The organism is Acinetobacter sp. Ac_3412, assembly GCF_013072675.1.
Taxonomy (GTDB): Bacteria; Pseudomonadota; Gammaproteobacteria; order Pseudomonadales; family Moraxellaceae; genus Acinetobacter; species Acinetobacter higginsii.
Genome location: NZ_LXUJ01000008.1, coordinates 207,944 through 229,817 on the forward strand (window position 1 = coordinate 207,944; position 21,874 = coordinate 229,817).

18 protein-coding genes are annotated in these 21,874 nt (G+C 40.9%); 9 read left to right on the forward strand and 9 right to left on the reverse strand.

Features of this window, described 5'->3' with window-relative positions:
* Positions 1–49: 49 nt before the first annotated feature.
* The 3 genes from folP to rlmE form a co-directional block, all read right to left on the reverse strand.
* Complete coding sequence (folP, locus tag A7P54_RS08450; RefSeq protein ID WP_216077064.1) at positions 50–901, reverse strand: dihydropteroate synthase; 852 nt, start codon at positions 899–901, stop codon at positions 50–52.
* A gap of 136 nt (positions 902–1,037) precedes the next feature.
* Positions 1,038–2,933 (reverse strand): ATP-dependent zinc metalloprotease FtsH, encoded by a 1,896-nt coding sequence (gene ftsH, locus A7P54_RS08455; RefSeq protein ID WP_004801591.1) that lies wholly within the window; start codon positions 2,931–2,933, stop codon positions 1,038–1,040.
* 136 nt (positions 2,934–3,069) lie between these two features.
* Positions 3,070–3,720 carry a 23S rRNA (uridine(2552)-2'-O)-methyltransferase RlmE gene (gene rlmE, locus A7P54_RS08460; RefSeq protein ID WP_004801593.1) on the reverse strand — a complete coding sequence of 217 codons (651 nt, stop codon included), beginning with the start codon at positions 3,718–3,720 and terminating at the stop codon, positions 3,070–3,072.
* Positions 3,721–3,948: 228 nt separating this feature from the next.
* On the opposite strand from rlmE, the gene yhbY reads away from it, so the two are divergent.
* Positions 3,949–4,275 carry a ribosome assembly RNA-binding protein YhbY gene (gene yhbY, locus A7P54_RS08465; RefSeq protein WP_004651934.1) on the forward strand — a complete coding sequence of 109 codons (327 nt, stop codon included), beginning with the start codon at positions 3,949–3,951 and terminating at the stop codon, positions 4,273–4,275.
* A gap of 5 nt (positions 4,276–4,280) precedes the next feature.
* A complete protein-coding gene (locus A7P54_RS08470; protein ID WP_005202000.1) occupies positions 4,281–4,817 on the forward strand; it encodes a DOMON-like domain-containing protein in 537 nt (178 codons plus the stop codon).
* Positions 4,818–4,872: 55 nt separating this feature from the next.
* On the opposite strand, the gene A7P54_RS08475 is transcribed toward A7P54_RS08470, so the two are convergent.
* Complete coding sequence (locus A7P54_RS08475) at positions 4,873–5,451, reverse strand: hypothetical protein (RefSeq protein ID WP_171549298.1); 579 nt, start codon at positions 5,449–5,451, stop codon at positions 4,873–4,875.
* 361 nt (positions 5,452–5,812) lie between these two features.
* Here A7P54_RS08475 and carA point away from each other — a divergent pair, with 361 nt between their 5' ends.
* The 6 genes from carA to A7P54_RS08505 all read left to right on the forward strand — a co-directional run bounded on the left by carA (position 5,813) and on the right by A7P54_RS08505 (position 12,438).
* Complete coding sequence (gene carA / locus A7P54_RS08480; protein WP_171549299.1) at positions 5,813–6,952, forward strand: glutamine-hydrolyzing carbamoyl-phosphate synthase small subunit; 1,140 nt, start codon at positions 5,813–5,815, stop codon at positions 6,950–6,952.
* Positions 6,953–6,966: 14 nt separating this feature from the next.
* Positions 6,967–10,200: a carbamoyl-phosphate synthase large subunit gene (gene carB, locus A7P54_RS08485; protein WP_171549300.1), complete on the forward strand. Its 3,234-nt coding sequence runs from the start codon at positions 6,967–6,969 to the stop codon at positions 10,198–10,200.
* Between the two features lie 92 nt (positions 10,201–10,292).
* Complete coding sequence (greA, locus tag A7P54_RS08490) at positions 10,293–10,769, forward strand: transcription elongation factor GreA (RefSeq protein WP_033134318.1); 477 nt, start codon at positions 10,293–10,295, stop codon at positions 10,767–10,769.
* A gap of 100 nt (positions 10,770–10,869) precedes the next feature.
* Complete coding sequence (locus tag A7P54_RS08495) at positions 10,870–11,085, forward strand: hypothetical protein (RefSeq protein WP_171549301.1); 216 nt, start codon at positions 10,870–10,872, stop codon at positions 11,083–11,085.
* A gap of 60 nt (positions 11,086–11,145) precedes the next feature.
* Positions 11,146–11,766, forward strand: a complete 621-nt coding sequence (locus A7P54_RS08500; RefSeq protein WP_171549302.1) for a CatB-related O-acetyltransferase — start codon at positions 11,146–11,148, stop codon at positions 11,764–11,766.
* A gap of 234 nt (positions 11,767–12,000) precedes the next feature.
* Positions 12,001–12,438, forward strand: coding sequence for a universal stress protein (locus A7P54_RS08505; RefSeq protein ID WP_171549303.1), 438 nt, complete (start codon positions 12,001–12,003; stop codon positions 12,436–12,438).
* 71 nt (positions 12,439–12,509) lie between these two features.
* Here the strand turns inward: A7P54_RS08505 and A7P54_RS08510 are convergent, their stop codons facing one another.
* Complete coding sequence (locus A7P54_RS08510; RefSeq protein WP_171549304.1) at positions 12,510–13,022, reverse strand: hypothetical protein; 513 nt, start codon at positions 13,020–13,022, stop codon at positions 12,510–12,512.
* Positions 13,023–13,119: 97 nt separating this feature from the next.
* On the reverse strand, positions 13,120–13,437 hold the full coding sequence (locus A7P54_RS08515; protein WP_171549305.1) for an MGMT family protein: 318 nt from the start codon (positions 13,435–13,437) through the stop codon (positions 13,120–13,122).
* Between the two features lie 93 nt (positions 13,438–13,530).
* Here A7P54_RS08515 and A7P54_RS08520 point away from each other — a divergent pair, with 93 nt between their 5' ends.
* Positions 13,531–14,256 (forward strand): metalloprotease, encoded by a 726-nt coding sequence (locus A7P54_RS08520; protein ID WP_171549306.1) that lies wholly within the window; start codon positions 13,531–13,533, stop codon positions 14,254–14,256.
* On the opposite strand, the gene A7P54_RS08525 is transcribed toward A7P54_RS08520, so the two are convergent.
* The 3 genes from A7P54_RS08525 to A7P54_RS08535 all read right to left on the reverse strand — a co-directional run.
* Positions 14,253–15,989: a CapA family protein gene (locus tag A7P54_RS08525; protein ID WP_171549307.1), complete on the reverse strand. Its 1,737-nt coding sequence runs from the start codon at positions 15,987–15,989 to the stop codon at positions 14,253–14,255. The two genes, A7P54_RS08520 and A7P54_RS08525, sit on opposite strands and share 4 nt — an antisense overlap.
* Positions 15,990–16,000: 11 nt before the next feature.
* Entirely contained in the window at positions 16,001–17,674 is a 1,674-nt protein-coding gene (locus tag A7P54_RS08530; RefSeq protein ID WP_171549308.1) for a poly alpha-glucosyltransferase, read from the reverse strand.
* Between the two features lie 116 nt (positions 17,675–17,790).
* The coding region (locus tag A7P54_RS08535; protein WP_171549309.1) for a BapA/Bap/LapF family large adhesin at positions 17,791–21,874 on the reverse strand (4,084 nt) is incomplete at its 5' end.

Genomic DNA, 21,874 nt, shown 5'->3' on the forward strand with positions numbered 1-21,874 from the left:
TGATTCAGCAAGTCAATAGAGCCCTTGGGCCCTACTGACGCATACAAGCTTAATGATTTTGCATCCTGTTCCAGACTTTAATCGCATCGCTGGTGGCTTTAACATCATGCGCCCGAACAATACTGGCCCCCTGCTGAATACTCAACAGATGCCCCATTACACTCCCCACAACACGTTCCTGTGCAGGCACACCATCTAAGGCTTCACCAATAAAACGTTTCCGTGATAAGCCTGATAAGATCGGATAGCCCATTTGATTAAGCTTCCAGAACTCATTCAGTAATTGAAAGTTTTGCTGTGCATTTTTGGCAAAACCAAAACCAGGGTCGATAATAATATTTTCTTTTCTCACCCCAACTGCAATCGCCTGATCTAAGCGTTGTTGTAGCTCGTAAATTACCTCTTCGGTCACATCCTGATATTGATCCAACTGGTTCATATTGGTGGGTTCACCGCGCATATGCATCAACACCACAGGGATATTTAATTCAGCAGCCGTTTCTAAGGCCTGTGGGCGAGTTAATGCACGCACATCATTCCAGATATGCGCTCCTGCTTGAACGGCTGCACGCATCACTTCTGGCTGACTGGTATCAATCGAGATGATCACATCGTATTTAGATAATGCTTCAACCACAGGAATCACACGACGAATTTCTTCTTCCAATGCAACTGCTGAAGCATTCGGACGAGTCGACTCGCCACCGATATCAATAATGCTGGCACCATCTTGCATCATCTGCAATGCATGTTGAATAGCTTGGTCTTTTTGATGATGTTGCCCACCATCACTAAATGAATCAGGCGTGACATTTAAAATCCCCATCACTTGGGGTTGGGAGAGGTCTAAGCTAAAACGGCCACACTGTAACTGACATTGTGATAAGGGCATCAACTGCATGATCAAGACTCTTCCTACTTTGACAGGCTTATTTTAACAAGACCGCCTCTAGAACGTTGATGATTTATTTTCAGTTTAGGCCAAAATTGAGACAAAAAAAGAGCGACCGAAGTCGCTCTTTTTATTTTATCTTTGATTAGCCCATTGCTGGTAATGGTGGTGGAGTAGATGGACCATCTTTCGGCGGTTCAAATGCAGCCACTGGATTTTCAGCAACATAAACTTTAGGTGGTTGCGGCTCACGACCTTCCATGATGTCACGGATTTGGTCACGATCGATTGTTTCCCAATCCATCAAGGCTTTTACCATCGCATGTGCGATATCTTTGTTATTTTCCAAGATGTCACGTGCAACTTTATATTGTTCATCCAAGATACGACGTACTTCTTCATCAACTTTTTGTTGAGTTGCTTCAGAAATCGTACGGCTACCCACATTACCGAAGAAACCATTTTGGTTTTCATCTTCATATACCATCACACCAAGGCGATCAGACATACCGTACTTAGTTACCATTGCACGTGCCATTTTGGTTGCACGTTCAAAGTCGTTAGATGCACCTGTCGACATTTGGTTAATGAATACTTCTTCTGCAATACGACCACCAAACAAGATAGAAAGTTCATTCAACATCTTATCTTTATAATGGCTGGTCTGGTCTTGCTCAGGCAACTGCCAAGTCACACCCAACGCCCAACCACGTGGCATGATCGTTACTTTATGCACAGGGTCTGTACCTGGCAAAATTTCAGCAACAATCGCATGACCAGCTTCATGGTAAGCCGTCGCACGACGTTCTTCTTCACGAATCACCATCGATTTACGTTCTGGACCCATGTAGATCTTGTCTTTTGCATCTTCAAAGTCATGCATATCTACCGTATTTTTATTACGGCGAGCAGCAAACAATGCAGCTTCATTGACTAAGTTTGCAAGTTGCGCACCTGAGAATCCTGGCGTACCACGTGCAAGAACTTTAAGATCTACACCTGTAACAGAAGGAAGTTTCTTCAAGTGAACATTCAAGATTTGTTCACGACCACGAATGTCTGGTAAACCCACCATTACTTGACGGTCAAAACGGCCTGGACGAAGCAATGCTTTATCCAATACATCAACACGGTTGGTTGCAGCAATAACGATCACGCCTTCATTGCCTTCAAAACCGTCCATTTCAACAAGCATTTGGTTCAGGGTCTGTTCACGCTCATCATGACCACCACCTGTACCCGAACCACGATGACGACCAACTGCATCAATCTCATCAATAAAGATGATACATGGCGCATGGCGTTTTGCTTGCTCGAACATGTCACGGACACGAGATGCACCGACACCAACAAACATTTCAACGAAGTCAGAACCAGAGATACTAAAGAATGGAACCTTAGCTTCGCCAGCAATGGCTTTCGCCAATAATGTTTTACCAGTACCAGGAGGACCAACCATCAGTACACCACGTGGAATGGTTGCACCAAGGCGTTTGAATTTAGCAGGGTCTTTTAAGAAATCAACGATTTCAACCACTTCTTGTTTTGCTTCGTCACAGCCTGCAACATCACTAAATGTTAACTTGATTTGATCTTCAGATAACATTTTTGCTTTTGACTTACCAAAACTCATAGGACCGTTTTTGCCACCTGCACCACCGCCCATATTACGCATGAAGAACATGAATAATAAGATGATGAGCAATACAGGGAAACTCGCAATGAGAAGTTGCATCAAAATGCCTTGACGTTGTGGCGCTGTGCCTTCAACAACTACATTTTGTTTATTCAAGCTTGGTAGCAACTCAGTGTCTTCTACTTGAGGACGAACCGTCTCAAAGGCAGAGCCATTGGTTTTTTCACCATTAATATTTAAACCGTCAATTGTGACTTGTTTAATTTGCCCAGCATTCACCGCTGCAACGAAATCAGAATATTTCATCGCTGCAGGCTTATTGCGGTCACTGACGTTGCTAAAAATCAAAATCAGAACACCGAGTATGATGAGCCACAATACGGCATTCTTGAAGTAATCGCTCAAGGCTTTATTCCCATATCAATCTAATTTGATCATACCTAATCTTGGCTGACCTTCACAAAAACAGCAATGAATTTGCGTTGCAAAAAACTTAAAAGGTACAAAATGCACAATTTTTAACAACTTGGCAAGTACACTTTTATTGCAATGCCTTTTTACGACCTTGACCAATCAAAAAAACTTCTTTCGATCGAGCACGTGAAGCCGCAGGTTTGGCTGTTTTTAATACATCAAAACCATCGACCACTTGTTTTCTGAACTCATCAAATCCTGAACCTTGGAACACTTTAACAAGAAACTGTCCGTTGGGTCCGAGTACTTTCTGAGCAAAATCCAAAGCCAATTCACATAAGTAAATTTGACGCGGTTGATCAACAGCCCTATTACCTGATGTATTGGGGGCCATATCTGAAATTACAACGTCTACTTGACGCCCATTTAAAATATTTAACAATTTTTCGAAAACTTCTTCCTCGCGGAAGTCACCTTGCAAGAAGGTCACATCTGGAAGAGCATCCATTGCTAGAATATCTGAAGCAATCACTAAACCATTTGATCCGACCAATTTACCTGCAATTTGCGACCAACTACCTGGTGCCGCGCCTAAGTCGACAACCGTCATCCCAGGTTTGATCATTTTATATTTTTCTTGGATTTCAAGTAACTTATATGCCGCGCGTGCGCGATAACCTTCCTTTTGTGCTTTCTTCACAAAATGGTCATCTAAGTGCTCTCGCATCCACACACGACTGCTTTTAGACAATTTTTGATTGGTAATGCGTGTCGCCATAACTCACTAAATTTCAAAAAACTTCTGATGAGTCATTGTACGTGAAAATTACTCTCATTACAGTACGGATGTACTTCATTCACACGAACTTTTACAGATTTTTTTCGATCATCATCATTGGATATTTCAGCAATTTTCACATATTTGTTTCAAGTGCTTGTCTTCTGAATCTATCTTAGAATCGGGATGCAAGTTATACTAGGTCGTTTTTCCAATCAGGTATTTTTAATGGCGGCTTTATCTATCCATGAACGTAAACGTTTACGTCAAATTGGTCATGCACTTAATCCAGTGGTAATGGTTGGTGGCCAAGGTCTTACAGAAAACGTCATTGAAGAAACAAATCGTGCGCTGAATGATCATGAACTCATCAAAGTCAAAATTGCAGGTGAAGATCGTGACGCACGTGCAGCAGTGATTGACGCGATTGTTGAAGCAACTGGTGCAGAATCTGTACAGAAAATTGGTAAAATTGTTTTGCTCTATAAAAAAGCAGCGAAACAAAACCAACACCTGTCTAACTTGGTTCGTTTTGCTCATTTAAATAATAAGTAATTACGATGGCAAGTTATGAACTGTCTGCCTTTGATCGCTTTAGTGCCATTACGGTCGTTGGAGCGATTGAACAACAAACACCAGCAACCTTAAATGTTGGTTTTTGGGTTCGTGACCCAAATCAATTTCTGATTTACCCAAATCAAGTCACAGCACATCCACGTCAAGACTTTTTATGGGAACACACTTGCTTTGAAATTTTTGTCGGTGTGAAAGATCAAGATTTCTATCGTGAAATCAACCTTTCCCCTTCTCAGGCTTGGCAAGTTTATCAATTTGAAGAATACCGTTTTCCTGAAAATATGCCGCCGATTGCAGCATATGACATTGAATTGAATCATTTACAGCGCACCCATTATGGCTTAAATGTCAGTTTAGATTTGTCGCAATTTATGCGCGAGCATGAATTAAAATGGGCTGACATATATCTTGGTTTGACTGCTGTTCTGGAAACTACGCAAGGTATGCAGTATTTTGCGATGCAACACAGTAGCCCTCAAGCTGACTTTCATAACAAACGTGATTGGTTACATCAGTTTTAAATTTAAAAATAAAAAAAGCGAGAAAAATTCTCGCTTTTTTTATGCCTGCAATTAATTAGCTAGCACGTACTTTATTCCAAGCTTCAACCGCTTGTTCTTTAGTGCGTTTAAAGCTACCCACTAATGTATCTTTGTGCTTCACTGAAATCTGGCTGATGTCATCTTTCAGTTCTTTGCTTACCTTGGTCAGGTCTTCAATCAATGCATTTAATTCAATTTTCAATGCATTTTTAAGTTCAAGTAAGTTACCTTGCGATGAATTAAGTTGAGTCTTAATCACTTCAATACGCTCTAGAAGATCTTGCTTGATTTGAGTCAGCTGGTTTTGAATGTTTTGATTCAATTCTTTCGCTTCAGCTTCAATTTTTTCTTGAGTTTCAGCTAAAACTTCTTTTACCTGACCCTGAGTTTCTGCAATCACTTCTTTGGCTTGCTCTTGAGTTTCTGCAATCACTTCTTTCGCCTTCGCTGTTTTTTCTGCAACAACCTCTTTCGCTTTTGCAGTTTTTTCAGCAACCACTTCTTTGACTTCAGCAGTCTTTTCAGCAACAGCTTCTTTCGCTTTCGTGGTTTTTTCAACTACAGCAGTTTTTACTTCTTCAGCAGTTGCAGGTGTCGTTTGATTCTCAGCCATTTTGATTACCCTCTTTATTGATTGTTGATTTTTTGGCTAGATATAAGATAAAACGGCCACATCCCAAACACAAAAAAAATTGTCTGACAATTTGCATAATATCTCATGATATCGATAGAAGGATGATTGATTTTGCAATAGACACTGCCCAGCGAATGCTTATAAAAGAAATTGGTAAATTCTGACTTTAATAAATAAAACACATAGACTTTTCACGGACTCATGCGTATAATGCGCTGTTAAGTTACAAGCGAGCAGACTGGAAGGAGGGGCATGTTTTTTTAAAGACGGCCTGCCTTTTTTTATGTCTTCTCGCTTTTTTACAGCCCTATTTTTGTGGTCTTAGTTCAGGAGCTTTGGTTTGAGCACCCCCGCCATTTTAGCCCTCGCAGATGGAACGATCTTTAAAGGAACGTCTATCGGTGCATCGGGTAGTACGACTGGTGAAGTCGTTTTTAACACTGCCATGACTGGTTATCAAGAAATTTTGACCGACCCAAGCTACGCACAACAAATTGTGACGTTGACTTATCCTCATATTGGAAATACTGGCTGTAATAGTGAAGACGTTGAATCAGGTCGCATCCATAAAGTATGGGCGAATGGTTTAATTATTCGTGATCTGCCTTTATTACATAGTAATTTCCGTGCTGAACAATCACTGAGTGAATATTTAGAACAACATAATGTTGTTGCGATTGCTGATATTGATACGCGTAAATTGACTCGTATTCTACGCGACAAAGGTGCACAAAATGGTTGCATCCTTGCTGGCGAAAATATTACAGAAGAAGAAGCAATTGCAAAAGCACGTGCATTTGGTGGTTTAAACGGTTTAGATCTTGCGAAAGAATGCTGTGATCCAACAGGTTTTGAATGGACTGAAGGCTCTTGGACTTTGGGCGAAGGTTTCACTCAACCAGAATTAAAATTTCATGTTGTTGCATACGATTATGGTGTCAAAACCAACATCTTACGTATGCTTGCAGACCGTGGTTGTAAATTGACTGTTGTTCCTGCACAAACCCCTGCTGAAAAAGTGCTCGCACTCAATCCAGATGGCGTGTTCTTATCAAATGGTCCTGGTGATCCAGCAGCATGTGATTATGCAATTGAAGCAGTGAAAACCATTGTTGATACAACCAATCTACCTGTATTCGGTATTTGCTTGGGTCACCAAATTTTGGCTCTCGCTTCTGGCGCGAAAACCATGAAAATGAATCATGGTCACCACGGCGCTAACCATCCTGTACAAAACCTTGAGGAAAGTACAGTGATGATTACTTCTCAAAACCACGGCTTTGCTGTTGACGAGAGTACTTTACCTGCAAACTTAAAAGTGACACATCGCTCACTGTTTGATGGTACAAACCAAGGTATTCATCGCACTGACAAACCAGCATTCAGTTTTCAGGGCCACCCTGAAGCCAGCCCTGGTCCACATGACTGTGCCCCATTGTTCGATCATTTCATCGAACTTATCGAAGCAGCTAAGAAGTAATTACGGAGCGAATAATGCCTAAACGTACGGATATTAAAAGCATCTTAATTATTGGTGCTGGTCCTATTGTCATTGGTCAAGCCTGCGAATTTGACTATTCTGGTGCGCAAGCATGTAAAGCGCTTCGTGAAGAAGGTTATCGCGTTATTTTGGTGAACTCTAACCCAGCGACCATTATGACTGACCCTGCAATGGCGGATGCGACCTATATCGAGCCAATCACTTGGCAGACAGTTGCACAAATCATTGAAAAAGAACGCCCAGATGCAGTCCTCCCAACCATGGGTGGTCAAACGGCATTGAACTGTGCCCTTGCCTTAGATGAGCACGGCGTTCTCGAAAAATATAATGTAGAACTAATTGGCGCATCAAAAGACGCGATTGAAAAAGCAGAAGATCGTAAACTGTTTGATATCGCAATGCGTAAAATTGGCTTGGAATGTCCAAAAGCAGCCATTGCAGAAACAATGGAAGAGGCTTTGGCAATCCAAGCAGGTTTTGGCTTCCCAGTCATCATCCGTCCATCATTCACAATGGGTGGCTCAGGTGGTGGTATTGCTTATAACCGCGAAGAATTCCTAGAAATCTGTGAACGTGGTTTCGATCTTTCTCCAACCAAACAATTATTGATTGATGAATCGTTAATTGGTTGGAAAGAATACGAGATGGAAGTTGTTCGTGACAAAAACGACAACTGTATCATCGTCTGTGCGATTGAAAACTTTGACCCAATGGGCGTACACACAGGTGACTCAATCACGGTTGCACCTGCGCAAACATTGACAGACAAAGAATATCAATTGATGCGTAATGCATCGGTTGCAGTTCTTCGTGAAATCGGTGTAGAGACTGGTGGTTCGAACGTTCAATTCGGTATTAACCCGAAAGACGGTCGTATGGTTGTGATCGAGATGAACCCACGTGTTTCTCGTTCATCTGCACTTGCGTCTAAAGCAACAGGTTTCCCGATTGCAAAAATCGCAGCGAAACTTGCCGTAGGTTATACCCTTGATGAATTGAAAAATGACATCACTGGCGGTATTACACCAGCATCTTTCGAACCATCGATTGACTATGTTGTCACTAAGATTCCACGTTTTAACTTCGAAAAATTCCCACAAGCTGAGCCAGTATTAACGACTCAGATGAAATCTGTGGGTGAAGTGATGGCAATTGGTCGTAACTTCCAAGAATCTGTACAAAAAGCACTTCGTGGTCTTGAAGTGGGTGTTAGTGGCTTTGACGAGAAAGTTGAAGCTGGTACTGCCAATGCCAAAGACATCATCCTAAAAGAACTTAAAGTTCCTGGTCCAGAGCGTATCTGGTATGTTGCTGATGCATTCCGTCATGGTTTCTCTTTAGATGACGTATTTGAAGCGACCAAGATCGACCGTTGGTTCTTGATCCAAATCGAAGACATCATTAAAACTGAAGCACAAGTGAAAGCATTGGGCTTTGGTGACTTAAACGCGGACAATATCCGTTCATTCAAGCGCAAAGGTTTATCTGACCTGCGTATTGCTGACTTGATGGGTATTTCACAAAAGCAATTCCGTAAGCAACGTTGGAACTTGGGTGTATATCCAGTTTACAAACGTGTTGATACTTGTGCAGCCGAGTTTGAATCGGGTACTGCTTACATGTATTCAACTTACGATGAAGAATGTGAAGCAAATCCATCAAACCGTGACAAGATCATGGTCATTGGTGGTGGTCCTAACCGTATTGGTCAAGGGATCGAGTTTGACTACTGCTGTGTACACGCTGCACTTGCAATGCGTGAAGACGGTTATGAAACCATCATGGTGAACTGTAACCCTGAAACGGTTTCAACCGACTATGACACATCTGACCGTTTATACTTCGAACCTGTAACACTTGAAGATGTACTTGAAATCGTACGTACCGAGAAGCCTAAAGGCGTGATCGTACAGTATGGTGGTCAAACACCTTTGAAATTGGCACGTGCTTTGGAAGAAGCAGGTACACCAATTATTGGTACATCTCCTGATGCAATTGACCGTGCAGAAGACCGTGAACGTTTCCAACAAATGATTCAACGTCTACAGCTTCGTCAACCAAACAACAGCATTGTAAAATCTGCTGAAGAAGGTATTTCAGAAGCAGCTAAAGTGGGTTATCCACTAGTTGTTCGTCCATCTTATGTATTGGGTGGTCGTGCAATGGAAATCGTGTATAACGAAGAAGAGCTTAAACGTTACCTTCGTGAAGCAGTACAAGCGTCGAATGAAGCCCCTGTCCTGCTTGACCGTTTCCTTGACGATGCAACTGAAGTTGACGTGGACTGCGTATCTGACGGTAAAGACGTTGTGATCGGCGGTATCATGCAGCACATTGAACAAGCAGGTATTCACTCAGGTGACTCAGCATGTTCGATTCCTCCGTACTCGCTTTCTCAAGAAGTTCAGGATGAGATGCGCCGTCAAACCGTTGCAATGGCAAAAGAACTTGGCGTAATTGGTTTGATGAACGTTCAGTTTGCTGTTAAAGGCAACGACATTTATGTCCTTGAAGTGAACCCACGTGCATCACGTACCGTTCCTTTCGTTTCTAAATGTATTGGTGACTCTTTAGCAAAAGTTGCGGCACGTTGTATGGCGGGCCAATCGTTGGAATCACAAGGTTTCACTCAAGAAATCATTCCAACACATTTTGCGGTTAAAGAAGCGGTGTTCCCATTCGCTAAATTCCCTGGCGTAGACCCAATGCTTGGGCCTGAGATGAAATCTACAGGTGAAGTGATGGGCGTTGGTAAAACATTCGGCGAAGCATTCTATAAAGCAGTGCTTGGTTCAAATGAACGTTTACCAGGCTTACCAACTGAAGGTGAAGTGAAGCATGCATTCTTATCGGTTCGTGAATCAGATAAAAAATACATTGCCAACATCGCGAAACAGTTGATCGAATATGGCTTCAAACTTGTTGCGACCAACGGTACACATCGCGTACTAAAAGAAGCAGGTATTGAATGTGAAGCAGTCAATAAAGTGACCGAAGGTCGCCCACATATTGTTGACCGCTTGAAAAATGGTGAAATTCATCTTATTGTCAACACAACTGAAGGCAAACAAGCTCAATATGACTCTGCCATGATTCGTCGTGCTGCCCTCCAAGGCAAGGTGTATTACACCACCACGATTAACGGCGCAGAAGCAGTTTGCCAAGCATTTGCTGTGAAATTGCCAATGGATGTATACCGCTTGCAAGATTTACAAACTGTAGGTTAATTCTCTACCGATAAAGTCCCGTCACCTTATCGGTGGCGGGCTTTTTCTTTTTTTAATCCTGTATTTTCCCAACCAATTTAGAGGGGACCAGAATGCAACGTTATCCTATGACTCCCGAAGGCAAGGTTGCCTTAGAGAAAGAATTACAACAGCTCAAGACAGTGGATCGCCCACGTATTATCCAAGCGATTGCTGAAGCTCGTGAACATGGTGATTTAAAGGAAAATGCTGAATATCATGCTGCGCGTGAACAGCAAGGTTTCTGCGAAGGTCGTATTCAGGATATCGAAGGTAAACTGGGCGCAATACAAGAAATTGATGTCAAAACCCTTGAGCAAAATGGCCGCGTTGTCTTTGGCGTGACTGTAACGATTGAAAATCTTGATACCGAAGAACGTAAGACTTATAAAATCGTCGGTGATGATGAAGCAGATTTTAAAATCAATAAAATCTCAGTGAACTCACCGATTGCACGTGGTCTTCTAGGTAAAAACGAAGGCGACGAAGCAAAAATTCAAACACCGCAAGGTGAAGTTGAATACGAAATCGTGAGTGTGGAATATATCTAATTTATCCACCTGATTAAGTGATTAAAGAACTCTTCATCATTTGAAGAGTTCTTTTGTTTCAGGCATCCTATTTCTAAATACAATAACAATGAGATAAAGAATGCAAGATCGACTCATAAGTGCATTGATCTATGCAATTGCAGGAATTATTCTGGGTATTGGGATTGCCATCACATGGGGACTTCATGTGAATTCTACGACCAGTTCTGTGCTCATTATTTTTAATACAGCTCTGCTTTGTGCAGTTCTAGGCTTTGTATTTCCCAATCAAATTCAACGTTTGTTTACTTGGCTTTGGAAATTTTTCTCCAACTAGCACTCTCTCCAGATATAAAAGCTATAATGCCACGGCTTTCTTTTAATATTTTGTCTAGATATGGATCCACTCATCAACTCTCCTGTTAAACACTGGTGCGAGTTCGAATTTATTGCTAAAACGGTAAACAATCCCAATATCCATATCAAAGGCAATTACTCCTATTATTCAGCTTACTGGGATCAGGGTTTTGAACGCTGTGTGGTGCGCTATCTACATGACAAAGCCTCAACCCCTGAAAAGCCAATCGATCAGCTGCATATCGGTAACTTTGTCTGCTTTGGCGCGGAATGCGTGATTATGATGGGTGGCAACCAATTGCACCGCCCTGACTGGATTTCAACCTTTCCTTTTGATACACGTAGCTTTCAACCTGCTGGGGATACAGTTATTGCCGATGGTTGCTGGATTGGCAGCCGTGCTATGATCATGCAAGGGGTGAAACTCGGTGAAGGTGCTGTGGTAGCAACTGGTGCTGTGGTCACGCAAGATGTGCCACCCTATGCGATTGTCGGTGGTGTCCCAGCCAAAGTCATCAAATATCGTTTTACTAAACAAGACATTGAAAAACTGCTTTCCCTTAAACTTTATGACTTAGATGAAAAGCATATTTTAAAAATGCGTGAGCAGTTGCAGACGGATAATACAGAAGCCCTTCGCCAATACTTCGAGCAAAGTTAATCTGAATTTTCACAGATAAATCAGGGTTATACCCATGTTCTTTTTTGTAGAAATTTCATGTAATTTAAATAAAATCAGCACTTAACCATAATCCTATAAATAATAACTATCCCTATAAAAATGCTAGGTTTTATTTATCTCCAAAGAGGTTTACTATAACAATATAGCTTGTAATTTAAACAATTTTTAAATACCTAATTCAATGCAAAATCATAAGTATAAGGAGTAACCAACATGGCTTATCAAAAAATCTTAGTGGCGATTGATGACTCTGAAATTGCGGCAAATGTCATTCGAGAAGCAGCTCAACTCGCAAAGGCTTTAAACAGTGAAATCACGGTTGCTGAAGTAATGACCTTAGATCCCTATCTCGCCGATGCCTATGTGCGTATGGGACAAAGCAATGATTTGATTGAACGTGTCAGAGGCTATGTTCAAGAGAATTTAAAGAAAGCTGAGCAAAAGTTTGAAGAACATGGGCTTACCGTCGCCACTCAAGTCTTAGAAGGCTTTTCAGTCCATCAGGAAATTATTGGTGCGGCGCAAAACCTAGGTGCAGATCTGATTATTATGGGTTCTCATGGACGAACAGGTTTTAAACAATTTGTACTGGGTAGTGTGGCACAGAAAGTTTTAGCAGAAAGTCACATTCCAGTATTAATTGTGCGTTGATAATTTATATCAATCATTTAGAAAGATTAAAAAAGCATGCTAAATATTTAGCATGCTTTTTTATTGTGTTATTACTGAGTATTTAATTGAATTGGTTTTGCTTTTTCTAAAACTTCTTCAGAAAGCACATTCGTAGAAATGATTGTTAATGATTGAGCATTAGCTTGAAGATTTTCTTTCTTTAAGTCATTTAAAACAACATTGGTATCTTTTGTATTTAAACTATACATTGCCCCAGTCGCAGGATCGATAATTAACAAGCCAATTATCCCACCAAATAAAATATTCCCGATATACCAGCCATTCATGCTCGGAGTAACTTTGACTTCTTTCTTTTCATAGCCTTCTTTTTCAAAGATAACCGTATATCTTTCAGGAACAAAGAAACCAGCCCCACGATTCAGACTCACGGTTATAGGTGCTTTTCCAACATGAATTTTCTTGCCATCACGATTTAAAATTGTAATATCACTAAGTTCTGGCGTACTTTGGAACGTCATGGTTTGTGTTTTGCCCGAGATAATACTTGCACACCCAGATAAACTCAGTGCGACAACCCCAAAAATAACAGACAGTTTTTTCATTTAAATACCAGAATTATTTCAATGTAACTTTATGTATCCAGATTGTAAATAAACCGTAAGCTAATTTCAATATTAATTCAAATTCGTCCAAAACGATTTAAGGCTGCCAAGCAAATATTTTTAAACTCACCTTGCCATTTAATAAGTATATCCCTTCTGCTTCTAATAAACTTTGCTGAACATTTTCACCTTTCTCATTGATTCGGGTCACACTGATTTTTCCTTGTGAATTAATCACACGATACCAAGGGATCTCACTATCTTTATCTAAATGCTTAAGTACATAACCCACTAAACGCGGATGTTTAGGTAAACCGGCCAACTTGGCAATTTGCCCATAACTTGCCACTTTTCCATAAGGAATCAAGGCAATCACTTCTAAAATTTGTCGATGTAGTTCATTGGTATCTTGCACCTTACAAGCTCCAAAAATCTGCTAAGATAATCAAAATCATGCGAAAAGCTAGCTTTACAATAATTAAAACGCGACCATTTGAGAGAACAAAAAATGCGGTTAAAAATCACTGCCCTGACGCTATTATGTCTGATCTTTAGCGTATCTTGTACCACTCAAAAAGCCCCGATAAAAAAATTACCGTATCAGTATCCGCTAGATGCAGACCATTTACCTGTGGTCAATGTCAGTTTTATTGTGACCAGCAATCGTCCAGAAGTAAAAGCCCTAGATCGTAAAGCACAAATGTATAAAGAACTAGCAATCTTGAACCAATACTTTGTCGATGAAAATAATCAAAAAATCTTTAAGTTTAAAATTCATCGTTATTATTCCTATCAAGATTTTAGTAAACGCAAATGTGATCTCGCCAACCAATTAAGCCAAGCGAAAGCAATTGTTCCAGACAATCTGCCAAGTGCGGTCAGAACTTGCTTCCCTCGCCGAAAGAGCAAAGAAGTGCTGTTTATTATTTATGATTCTTATGGTGAAAAATTAAAAGATGCTGATATCACCAGTTGGGGATTCCGCAATCAAGGACAACCATTTATTTTGATTGATTGGCAACGTCTGAATTACCAAACCCAAGCTGCCAGTATCCATGAAATGGGACACGCCTTCGGTCTCAGCCATGTTTGTTCACCTAAAGCCACCAAAACCACGCCAACCAATATTATGAGCAGTTATGATTGTCGCTTAGGCAGTGGAGGCTTACGTAATCTGGGATTTAACAAAGAACAGCTGAATATCATGCTCAACAATTACAACCAATATCCTTAAAAGTTGAACTGTAGATAATGGCCTAAATCATCCTGCCCCACACTGTAATTTTCTGGATCTAATTGATAGGTCAATAAGGTTTTCGCTTGTTCAAATTGTAGTTCATCAACACTATGCGGTTGCCAAAAGGTTTTCTGATTATGGGTATAAATCGGATAGAGTTTTAATCGGGATTCTTTTAAATTGATGCGTACCACAGCCCCGTAGGGTAAGGCCTGATATTTTTCAAAATGACCATTGCTATTAAATACCCCATTGCCAATGCCAAAGATGACTGGCTTTTGATGAATGGATTGAATTGGTTGCAGGGTATGAGCACCATGGCCAATCACCACATCAGCCCCAATCTGAGTCAGGACCTTGGCCAGTTTTTCTTGCTCAGGATGAATCGATTTAAAATCCACACCCCAATGACAAATCACCATAATTTTATGGGTTGGATGTGCCAAACGGTATTGCATCAGCTGTTCGAATAAAATCGCATTGAGACAGGCTACCCCAGCACTGTTACCGAGTGCATAAAAATCATACTCCTGATAGGCAGCTCTTCTATGCCAATAGCCATTAAAAATAGCCAAGCATTGCCCCTGATCATTTTTAATTTCTAGACATTGATGTGCCTGTTGTTGATTCTCACCTGCCCCAATAAAATCAATATTGGCACGCTCTAACTGACTTAAAGTATGTTTTAGGCTGGCTTCACCATAATCTTTTAAATGATTATTGGCCAAACATAAGGTATTGATATGAATACGTTTAAATTCAGCTAAGGTTTCCTGAGCTTTTGCCCCTAAAATATAGTCTTTTCTTCCTGCTAAAATTGAATTTTCTTCAAGATTAAAAACCGCTTCTAAATTAGCAATATTAATATCATCGGCGCCAAAAAAATATTTAATTGCTTCAAAAGAATGGCGATAACCATAACGTTGCAAAGCATCCTCTATGCCTTTGTTTTTTCTTTTTTCGGTATAGAACTCACCCAAATAAGTATCGCCAAGAATATTGATCCATTCAGTTTTGGCTTGCAGCTGTTTAGTTGGCAATAGCCCTTGTTGAAAATAATGATAATACGGGGCTAAATGATCAATTCGATGGAGCTGATCTAATAGTAGAAAAATACCTAAGCTCTGATTTTCATGACGATAAGAAAAAAAGTTATCTCGACGTTGATCTGTCAAATAAATCACTGCATCCAGTTGTGTACAGCTAGATAATGAATGGATCGGAGCAATCTCCTGCCCATTGATCTTGAGTACTTTTACAAAAATCTGCTTCAGCAATTCGATCGGCAGATTAAAGATGGATTCAGCCAAACCATAGAGTTTTTGCAGGGTATTTTTGGTCGCAACAGATTGATACTGAATGTTCAATCCAAACTGCTCTGCCTTACTGGCGATTTCAATTTCTGCCTGTTGCCAATTTCCAAACAGGTGGCAACCCAGCAGCTGTTGTGCAGCATTGTTTGGGCTAAAACTGAGATATTGCAACAACTGTAAAATGGAATTGCTTGAACTCCAGATCAAATCCGGCTGATCACTTTGCTTCGCTTGGAAATTCGCATCAATAATTATCCCATCTTCAAGTAATAACCGACCTTCAACCACCGCCTCTAAAGCCAAATATAATAAAATCCAAGCTGAACAATCCCCTGAAATTTCTGTCTGCCAAATGGCATGTTGGAAGTTTTCATTGCCTATCTGGCTGATGATTTTGATTTCTTGAGGTGTACTCATCAATTTCACCCTCAAACTTCCGTTTCAAAATGCTGAACATAAGCAACATAACCTGAAAGATTATGTTCTTGGTCATCAATCCGTACACGGAAACGATCATGCCGTACATAGAAGGCATTCAAGATTTTATCTGGCCGTGCCATATACATGGCCACTTCCGGATAGAAAAATCCTGTGCGCTGGAACTCAGCCCGAAACTCAATTAGCTTTTTTAGATCATCAAACTGTGCCTTTTCGAACAAATGTCCTAAACCCAGTGCTCGAATTCGGAGAACCATTTGGTAAGCTGCCATCATCATTTCCAACAAAGTGGCATAGGCCGTTTTACGGTTACGGATAAATACCAGATGCCTTAAATAATTATTCAGGCCAAACTGGAAATATTTTTCTTCGGGACAAATTTTGGTCAGTTCATTGCTACAGTAGCTGAGCCAGTGATCATGATAACGATCATATTTTTTTTCAATGAATCGTTCAAACATACATTTGACGGTTTGCAGTAATTTTTGCTCTGCATGAAGTTGATAAAGACGTAATAAGGCTAAAGCGGCTTCCCCATCATAGTAAATGATGCGAAATTTTTCTTTAATCTCATAACTTGGATAATGCAGCACATGCGTGGTTTCACCTGCATCATTAACCAGCGATAAAATACCATTGGCTAAGGCCTGTGCATGCTCCAAATAGCACTGATCCCCTGTGATTTCCTGATACTTTGTGAGCATTAAAATCGCTGCCGCATTGGCACCTAGTTTGATTTCATCTAGCCCCGTGGCCTCATTACCATCCAGCATATAAGCCAATTTCGACTGCTTCTCTATATAAAAATGCTTTAATGCATAATCAATCGCAGACTGAATTTTTTCGATATAAGCTTGATGTGATTGAATCACTAAAGTTTCGAGTAAGGCATAGACCGAAGTACAATGCCGAACCGTGTTATAGCTGCGGATTTCACGATCATAGGCAGGAAAAAAGCCATACGCGAATCGACCATCACTTTGGATTTGCTGATAGAGAAATTGCGCATTCCCTGCAATCATTTTTTTAAAATGCTGTTTTTTAGGTTCCAGTAGATAACGCACGCCATTTTCAGTGAACTGACTGTGTAAAGGAATCAACTGCCCTGCTTCATAAATCACAGCATAAGTATCAAAAGTCCACAGCTGTTGAAGTTCTTTAATTTTGATGTTGTGTTGCTGATTCTGATATTTTCTTAAAAGGCTACTATTTAAGTTTTTCTCATCAAGAAAATTAGGGCTTTTATAGCTCAGCGCACGAATAATTGCCTTGCCGTAGAGCTCTTGCTCCAAGAAACAAAGCTTGAAATCTGCATCAAAACTAATCCCTTTGCGATAATGATTATTATGAAACTGATTCTTTAAAGTTTGTTCAATATCAGACCATTTCCCTTGCTGGATATTAAAAGCTACATCAAATTTCAAAAATGAAGGTAACGTTTCAGCTGCAGAGAATTGCTGCTCTGTAAAATCAAATAATTGTTGTTGAATATCAGCAAAATCTGAACAGGATGAATTCCAGACTTGGCAGCGCTGCGTGTGTTCCCCATAGGAACAGAAAACCACTGTTTTAGAGACATCAATATGTGGCTGAACCTGTTTAAAGAATTGTTCACTCAGCAAATGTGTCAATTGTTCAAGTGCCGAAATCGTTGTAATAGTCATATCTTCAATTTTTAGAATTTTTAAGTATTTTACACACCATATCACATATTTTTGCGTCCTTCACAAAATGAAAAAGAGAACCCGAAGGTTCTCTTTTTTAAAGGAAAGGATCTGGATTAGTAAATGATTTGTCCATTATTCAACAAATCATTCAACGTTAATGAAGCAGTTGGTTCATCCACATGAAGTGTCAACAACTGTGTACTTGAATAAGTGAGACCTAAACCATCACGATCTACACTAATCGTGGCATTTTGAGTTGCCGCATCGTAGTTAACCGAAACATATAGACCTATGGTTAAGCTGGTTGGATCACCAAGTAATAAATTACTTAGATCAATCTTATCAGCTTGACTATCGGTCGCCACATTACCCACATGGAAGTCAGTCCATGTATCGAAACCATTACCACCAGTTGCACTGTTAACGCTTGCAGCTGTCAAAGTGTTATAAATCAACGTATCCGAGCCATTACCGAGCGTGAAGGTATCATTTGCAGAAGTACTGACTGCAAGGCTATTCAACTCTTGACTTAAGTTAATGGTTAATGTGCTGGTAGACTCAGCACCAGTCACAGAGACCAGTTTGTAGTTAATTGAGTCAAAGGTTGCATTCGCTGCACTATCAAGTGCTTTGTAGTAATACGAACCATCATTGTAAAGATACAATGTACCTTCACCCGTATTAATCGCTTGACCTGCTGCAATTTGGTAATTGCCCGGTGAGACTTCAACCAACAACTGAGAAGCATCTTTGGTATCGGCTACACCACCCGCAGTATCACCTAACAAGATATTGCCATGAATCCAATCTGTTAAGCTGTCTGGTGTATAAGTATTCAAGTGTGTTGCTTTGGTTGTCACTACAGAATCAAGTGTTACTGCACCAATAGGAAGAAGACTAGATAGACTGAAAACAACTCTATAAGTCCCCTCAGATAAATGAGGTACATCAGCCGAATATGCTGGAGCACCTAAAATACCTGCCAAAGCTGTCGCTGAACCCGAATAAACTGTATTTACCCATGTCGCACCGACCAGTTGTTGAATCGTATATCCAGCTGTTGGAAGGACAGATAGACTCAATGATGCTGTATAGTTCAATTGTACATGTACATCATTCACGGTATTGGCAGCAATAACAAATTGGTTCGATGTAACCGTACTACTCAATACAGGAAGTGGAGGGAAACCAGCTAAATTACCGATGGTCACGTTACCACTTGCTACATCGACAGCCGCATCAGTGACTGGCTTCATACTAATCGTTGCATCATTGGTGTCTGCATTTGCTACTGGTGCAGGGATAACAGCATCTGCGCCAGGGTTAGCAATATTCCAATTAATATCCACATCTGGCGAACCAATTTGGATATGTAAGTTTGCTGTATCTGTTCGACCTGTGACTGGGTCCACCACGGTATAAGTAAAGCTATCTACTTTACCAATATTCAGAGTATTCGCGGTCGCTTGATAACTATAGCTACCATCTGAGTTAATGGTTAAGGTACCGTATGCACCGACAATAACAGTCGCTAAGCCTGTGCTTACACCCGCTGTATTACCATTTTCAGCTGTCACCGAAGTCACAACCGTTGTGGTCGTAATATAGTCTGGGGTATAGCCAGGGCCATACACACCTGAATTATTATCTGCAAGCACATTACCTGTGATTGGATCTACCACCAACGTCGGTACTTGAGTAATGTCTCCATGATTCAAGGTGATATCAGCAGTGACGTTACCAAGCGCTGTAAGAAGTGTATTACTCTCCATAAACAACTCATAAGTACCCGCACCCAGATTATCCACTTTGAATTTCACTTCAGAACCAAAGATACCGAGTAAATCAAGTAAACCTGTATTCGAGCTATCCGCAACTACAGTACGCGTACCATCTGGATTAACTCGGGTTAACACCACATGTAAACCATCGACAACCGTTGCAACTGAACCGAAGTTCACAGCAAAGATTGCTTCAGTGACATGTCCAGGGGCAACTGTGAAGGTTGCTGTACCCTCTTTGGTTCCGATCACAATACCACCGACACCGAGTAACCAGTTGTAGCTGATTGCATTATCAAAGAACTGAGTAGTCGTTGGATAAACCAGATCAATCTCAGCTGATGCAACGTTATCCATTGCATCTACAGGCACTGGACCAGTAATCACAGCAGGTTGAGATGGATCTGCTGGATTCCAAGTCATATCGACACCACTACTATCCAAGTGAACATATAGAACAGCTTGTGAAGTATTACCTGTCGCTGGATCTTTTAAGGTATAAGTAAATTCATCAACTTTACCAAGATTTAATCCATTGGCATTTGGTGTGTAGGTATAGTTACCATTTTGATCAATGACCAAAGTACCGTAAGTACCTACAACGGTCGTTGTACCTGTTGCACTTACTGGATCACTATTCACCATTGAGATAATGGCATTGTGACTTGCTGCATCAACAGCACCATTTAGACCAACATCTTTAATGACGTTACCAGAGATAGGATCAACTGAATATCCAGCGATCACATATGGATTATAAACATCCATTGTACCTGTTAATGTTCCACCTAAGCCAACACCCAACAAGCCTTCATAACCGACAAAGGCACGATATTGACCTGCTTCCAGACCTTCAATCACAGCAGTTGCCACCCCACCAATGAGGGATAGATCAACCAATGTCGCCTGTGGATTAGTGCCTCCGATAGAGATCCATTGTCCTGTCGTTGCATCGTATTTTTGTACAACCAGTGAATAATCACTTAAGATATTTGCAGTGAGTAAACCACTGAAGGTGAATGTTGCTGTACCTTCACGATCTGCATCGACATTAAAGGCAATTGTGGCATTACCTAACAATTGTAAGTTCAATCCAGCCAGAGAAACTGCGGCTAGATAACTTGCACTACCTAGTGCAACATCATCGGCAACCAACAAGGCTTCTGGATTAATTTCTGCGACAGCAAGGTTATCTGCTGCTTTCACAGAGCTTAATTGGATGTTCAATGTCGCTTGAGCCGTATCACCCGTTACAGGATCTCTTAAGGTATATACAAACTGATCAGTTTGACCAATCCCTGCCGCATTTGAGTTCGGTGTATAAACATATGAACCATCGAGATTGATAACCAGATCACCGAAAGCACCAGTAATTACAGTACCATCTGCTAACACAGGTTGACCATTTACTGCATTAATCACAGTTGTTGGAGTAACCACATCAGCTTGACCACTATCATTGAGGTCTACAATCACGTTACCCGTAGCCGTTTCTGTGTAGAATCCGCCAATTTGAGTGGTATCGTAGATATCCATTGTCGCAGTTAAAGTACCAAGTAAGCCGATACCCGCAAGGCCTGTATAGGTCATAAAGGCACGATATTGACCTTCCTCAAGACCATCTAGAGCTACCCCTGGAGTAGAACCTAATAAAGTCAGTTTAATGATATCCGCTTGACCACCACCATACACTGAAGTCCACTGACCAGTCACTGGATCCAATTTCTGAACCACAAGTGAGTAATCAGCCAGTGCATTCACACCGATGAGTGCGCTATAGGTAAATGTTGCATTACCTTCTTGATTTGCCGCCACACTAAAGCCGATTGCTTCAGAGCCGAGTTGTAAATCAAGCCCTGCAAGTGAAACAAGTGCTAAGTATGTTTTGCTACCAAGTAGTGCATCATCTGAAATCAGCAATGGTTGAGGAGCAAGTACTGCCGTATCAAAATTATCGAATGCAATGATAGAGCTGGCCAGCGTATAGGTTTGTGTGTCTTGAAGCGTACTATTATTACCGGCTATATCTGTAAAGGTTGCTGTCGCCTCAATCGTTAAATCTGTATCGGCGGCAAGTTGACTACCTAGAACACCTATGCTCCAAGTACTTGTTAAAGGATCAACCACTGCGGTGTAATTGGTTCCATTTACATTCACTTGAACTGAAGTTATTACTGCATCAGCTGGAATCGTCAAGGTACCAGTCAATGTGACTGTACCTGATACTTCCGTTGCATCAAGAATATTGTCTCCAGTGATTGCATTAATTGCAATTGCAGCAGTCGTGATATCAGGAGGTGTAATATCAATGGTTACTGATGAATCAGCACTATCAATATTCCCCTGTGCATCCACCGCTTCTGCATGAATCGCTAATGAGCCATCTGCTGAAACGGCTATCGCTGCAGTGATGAAG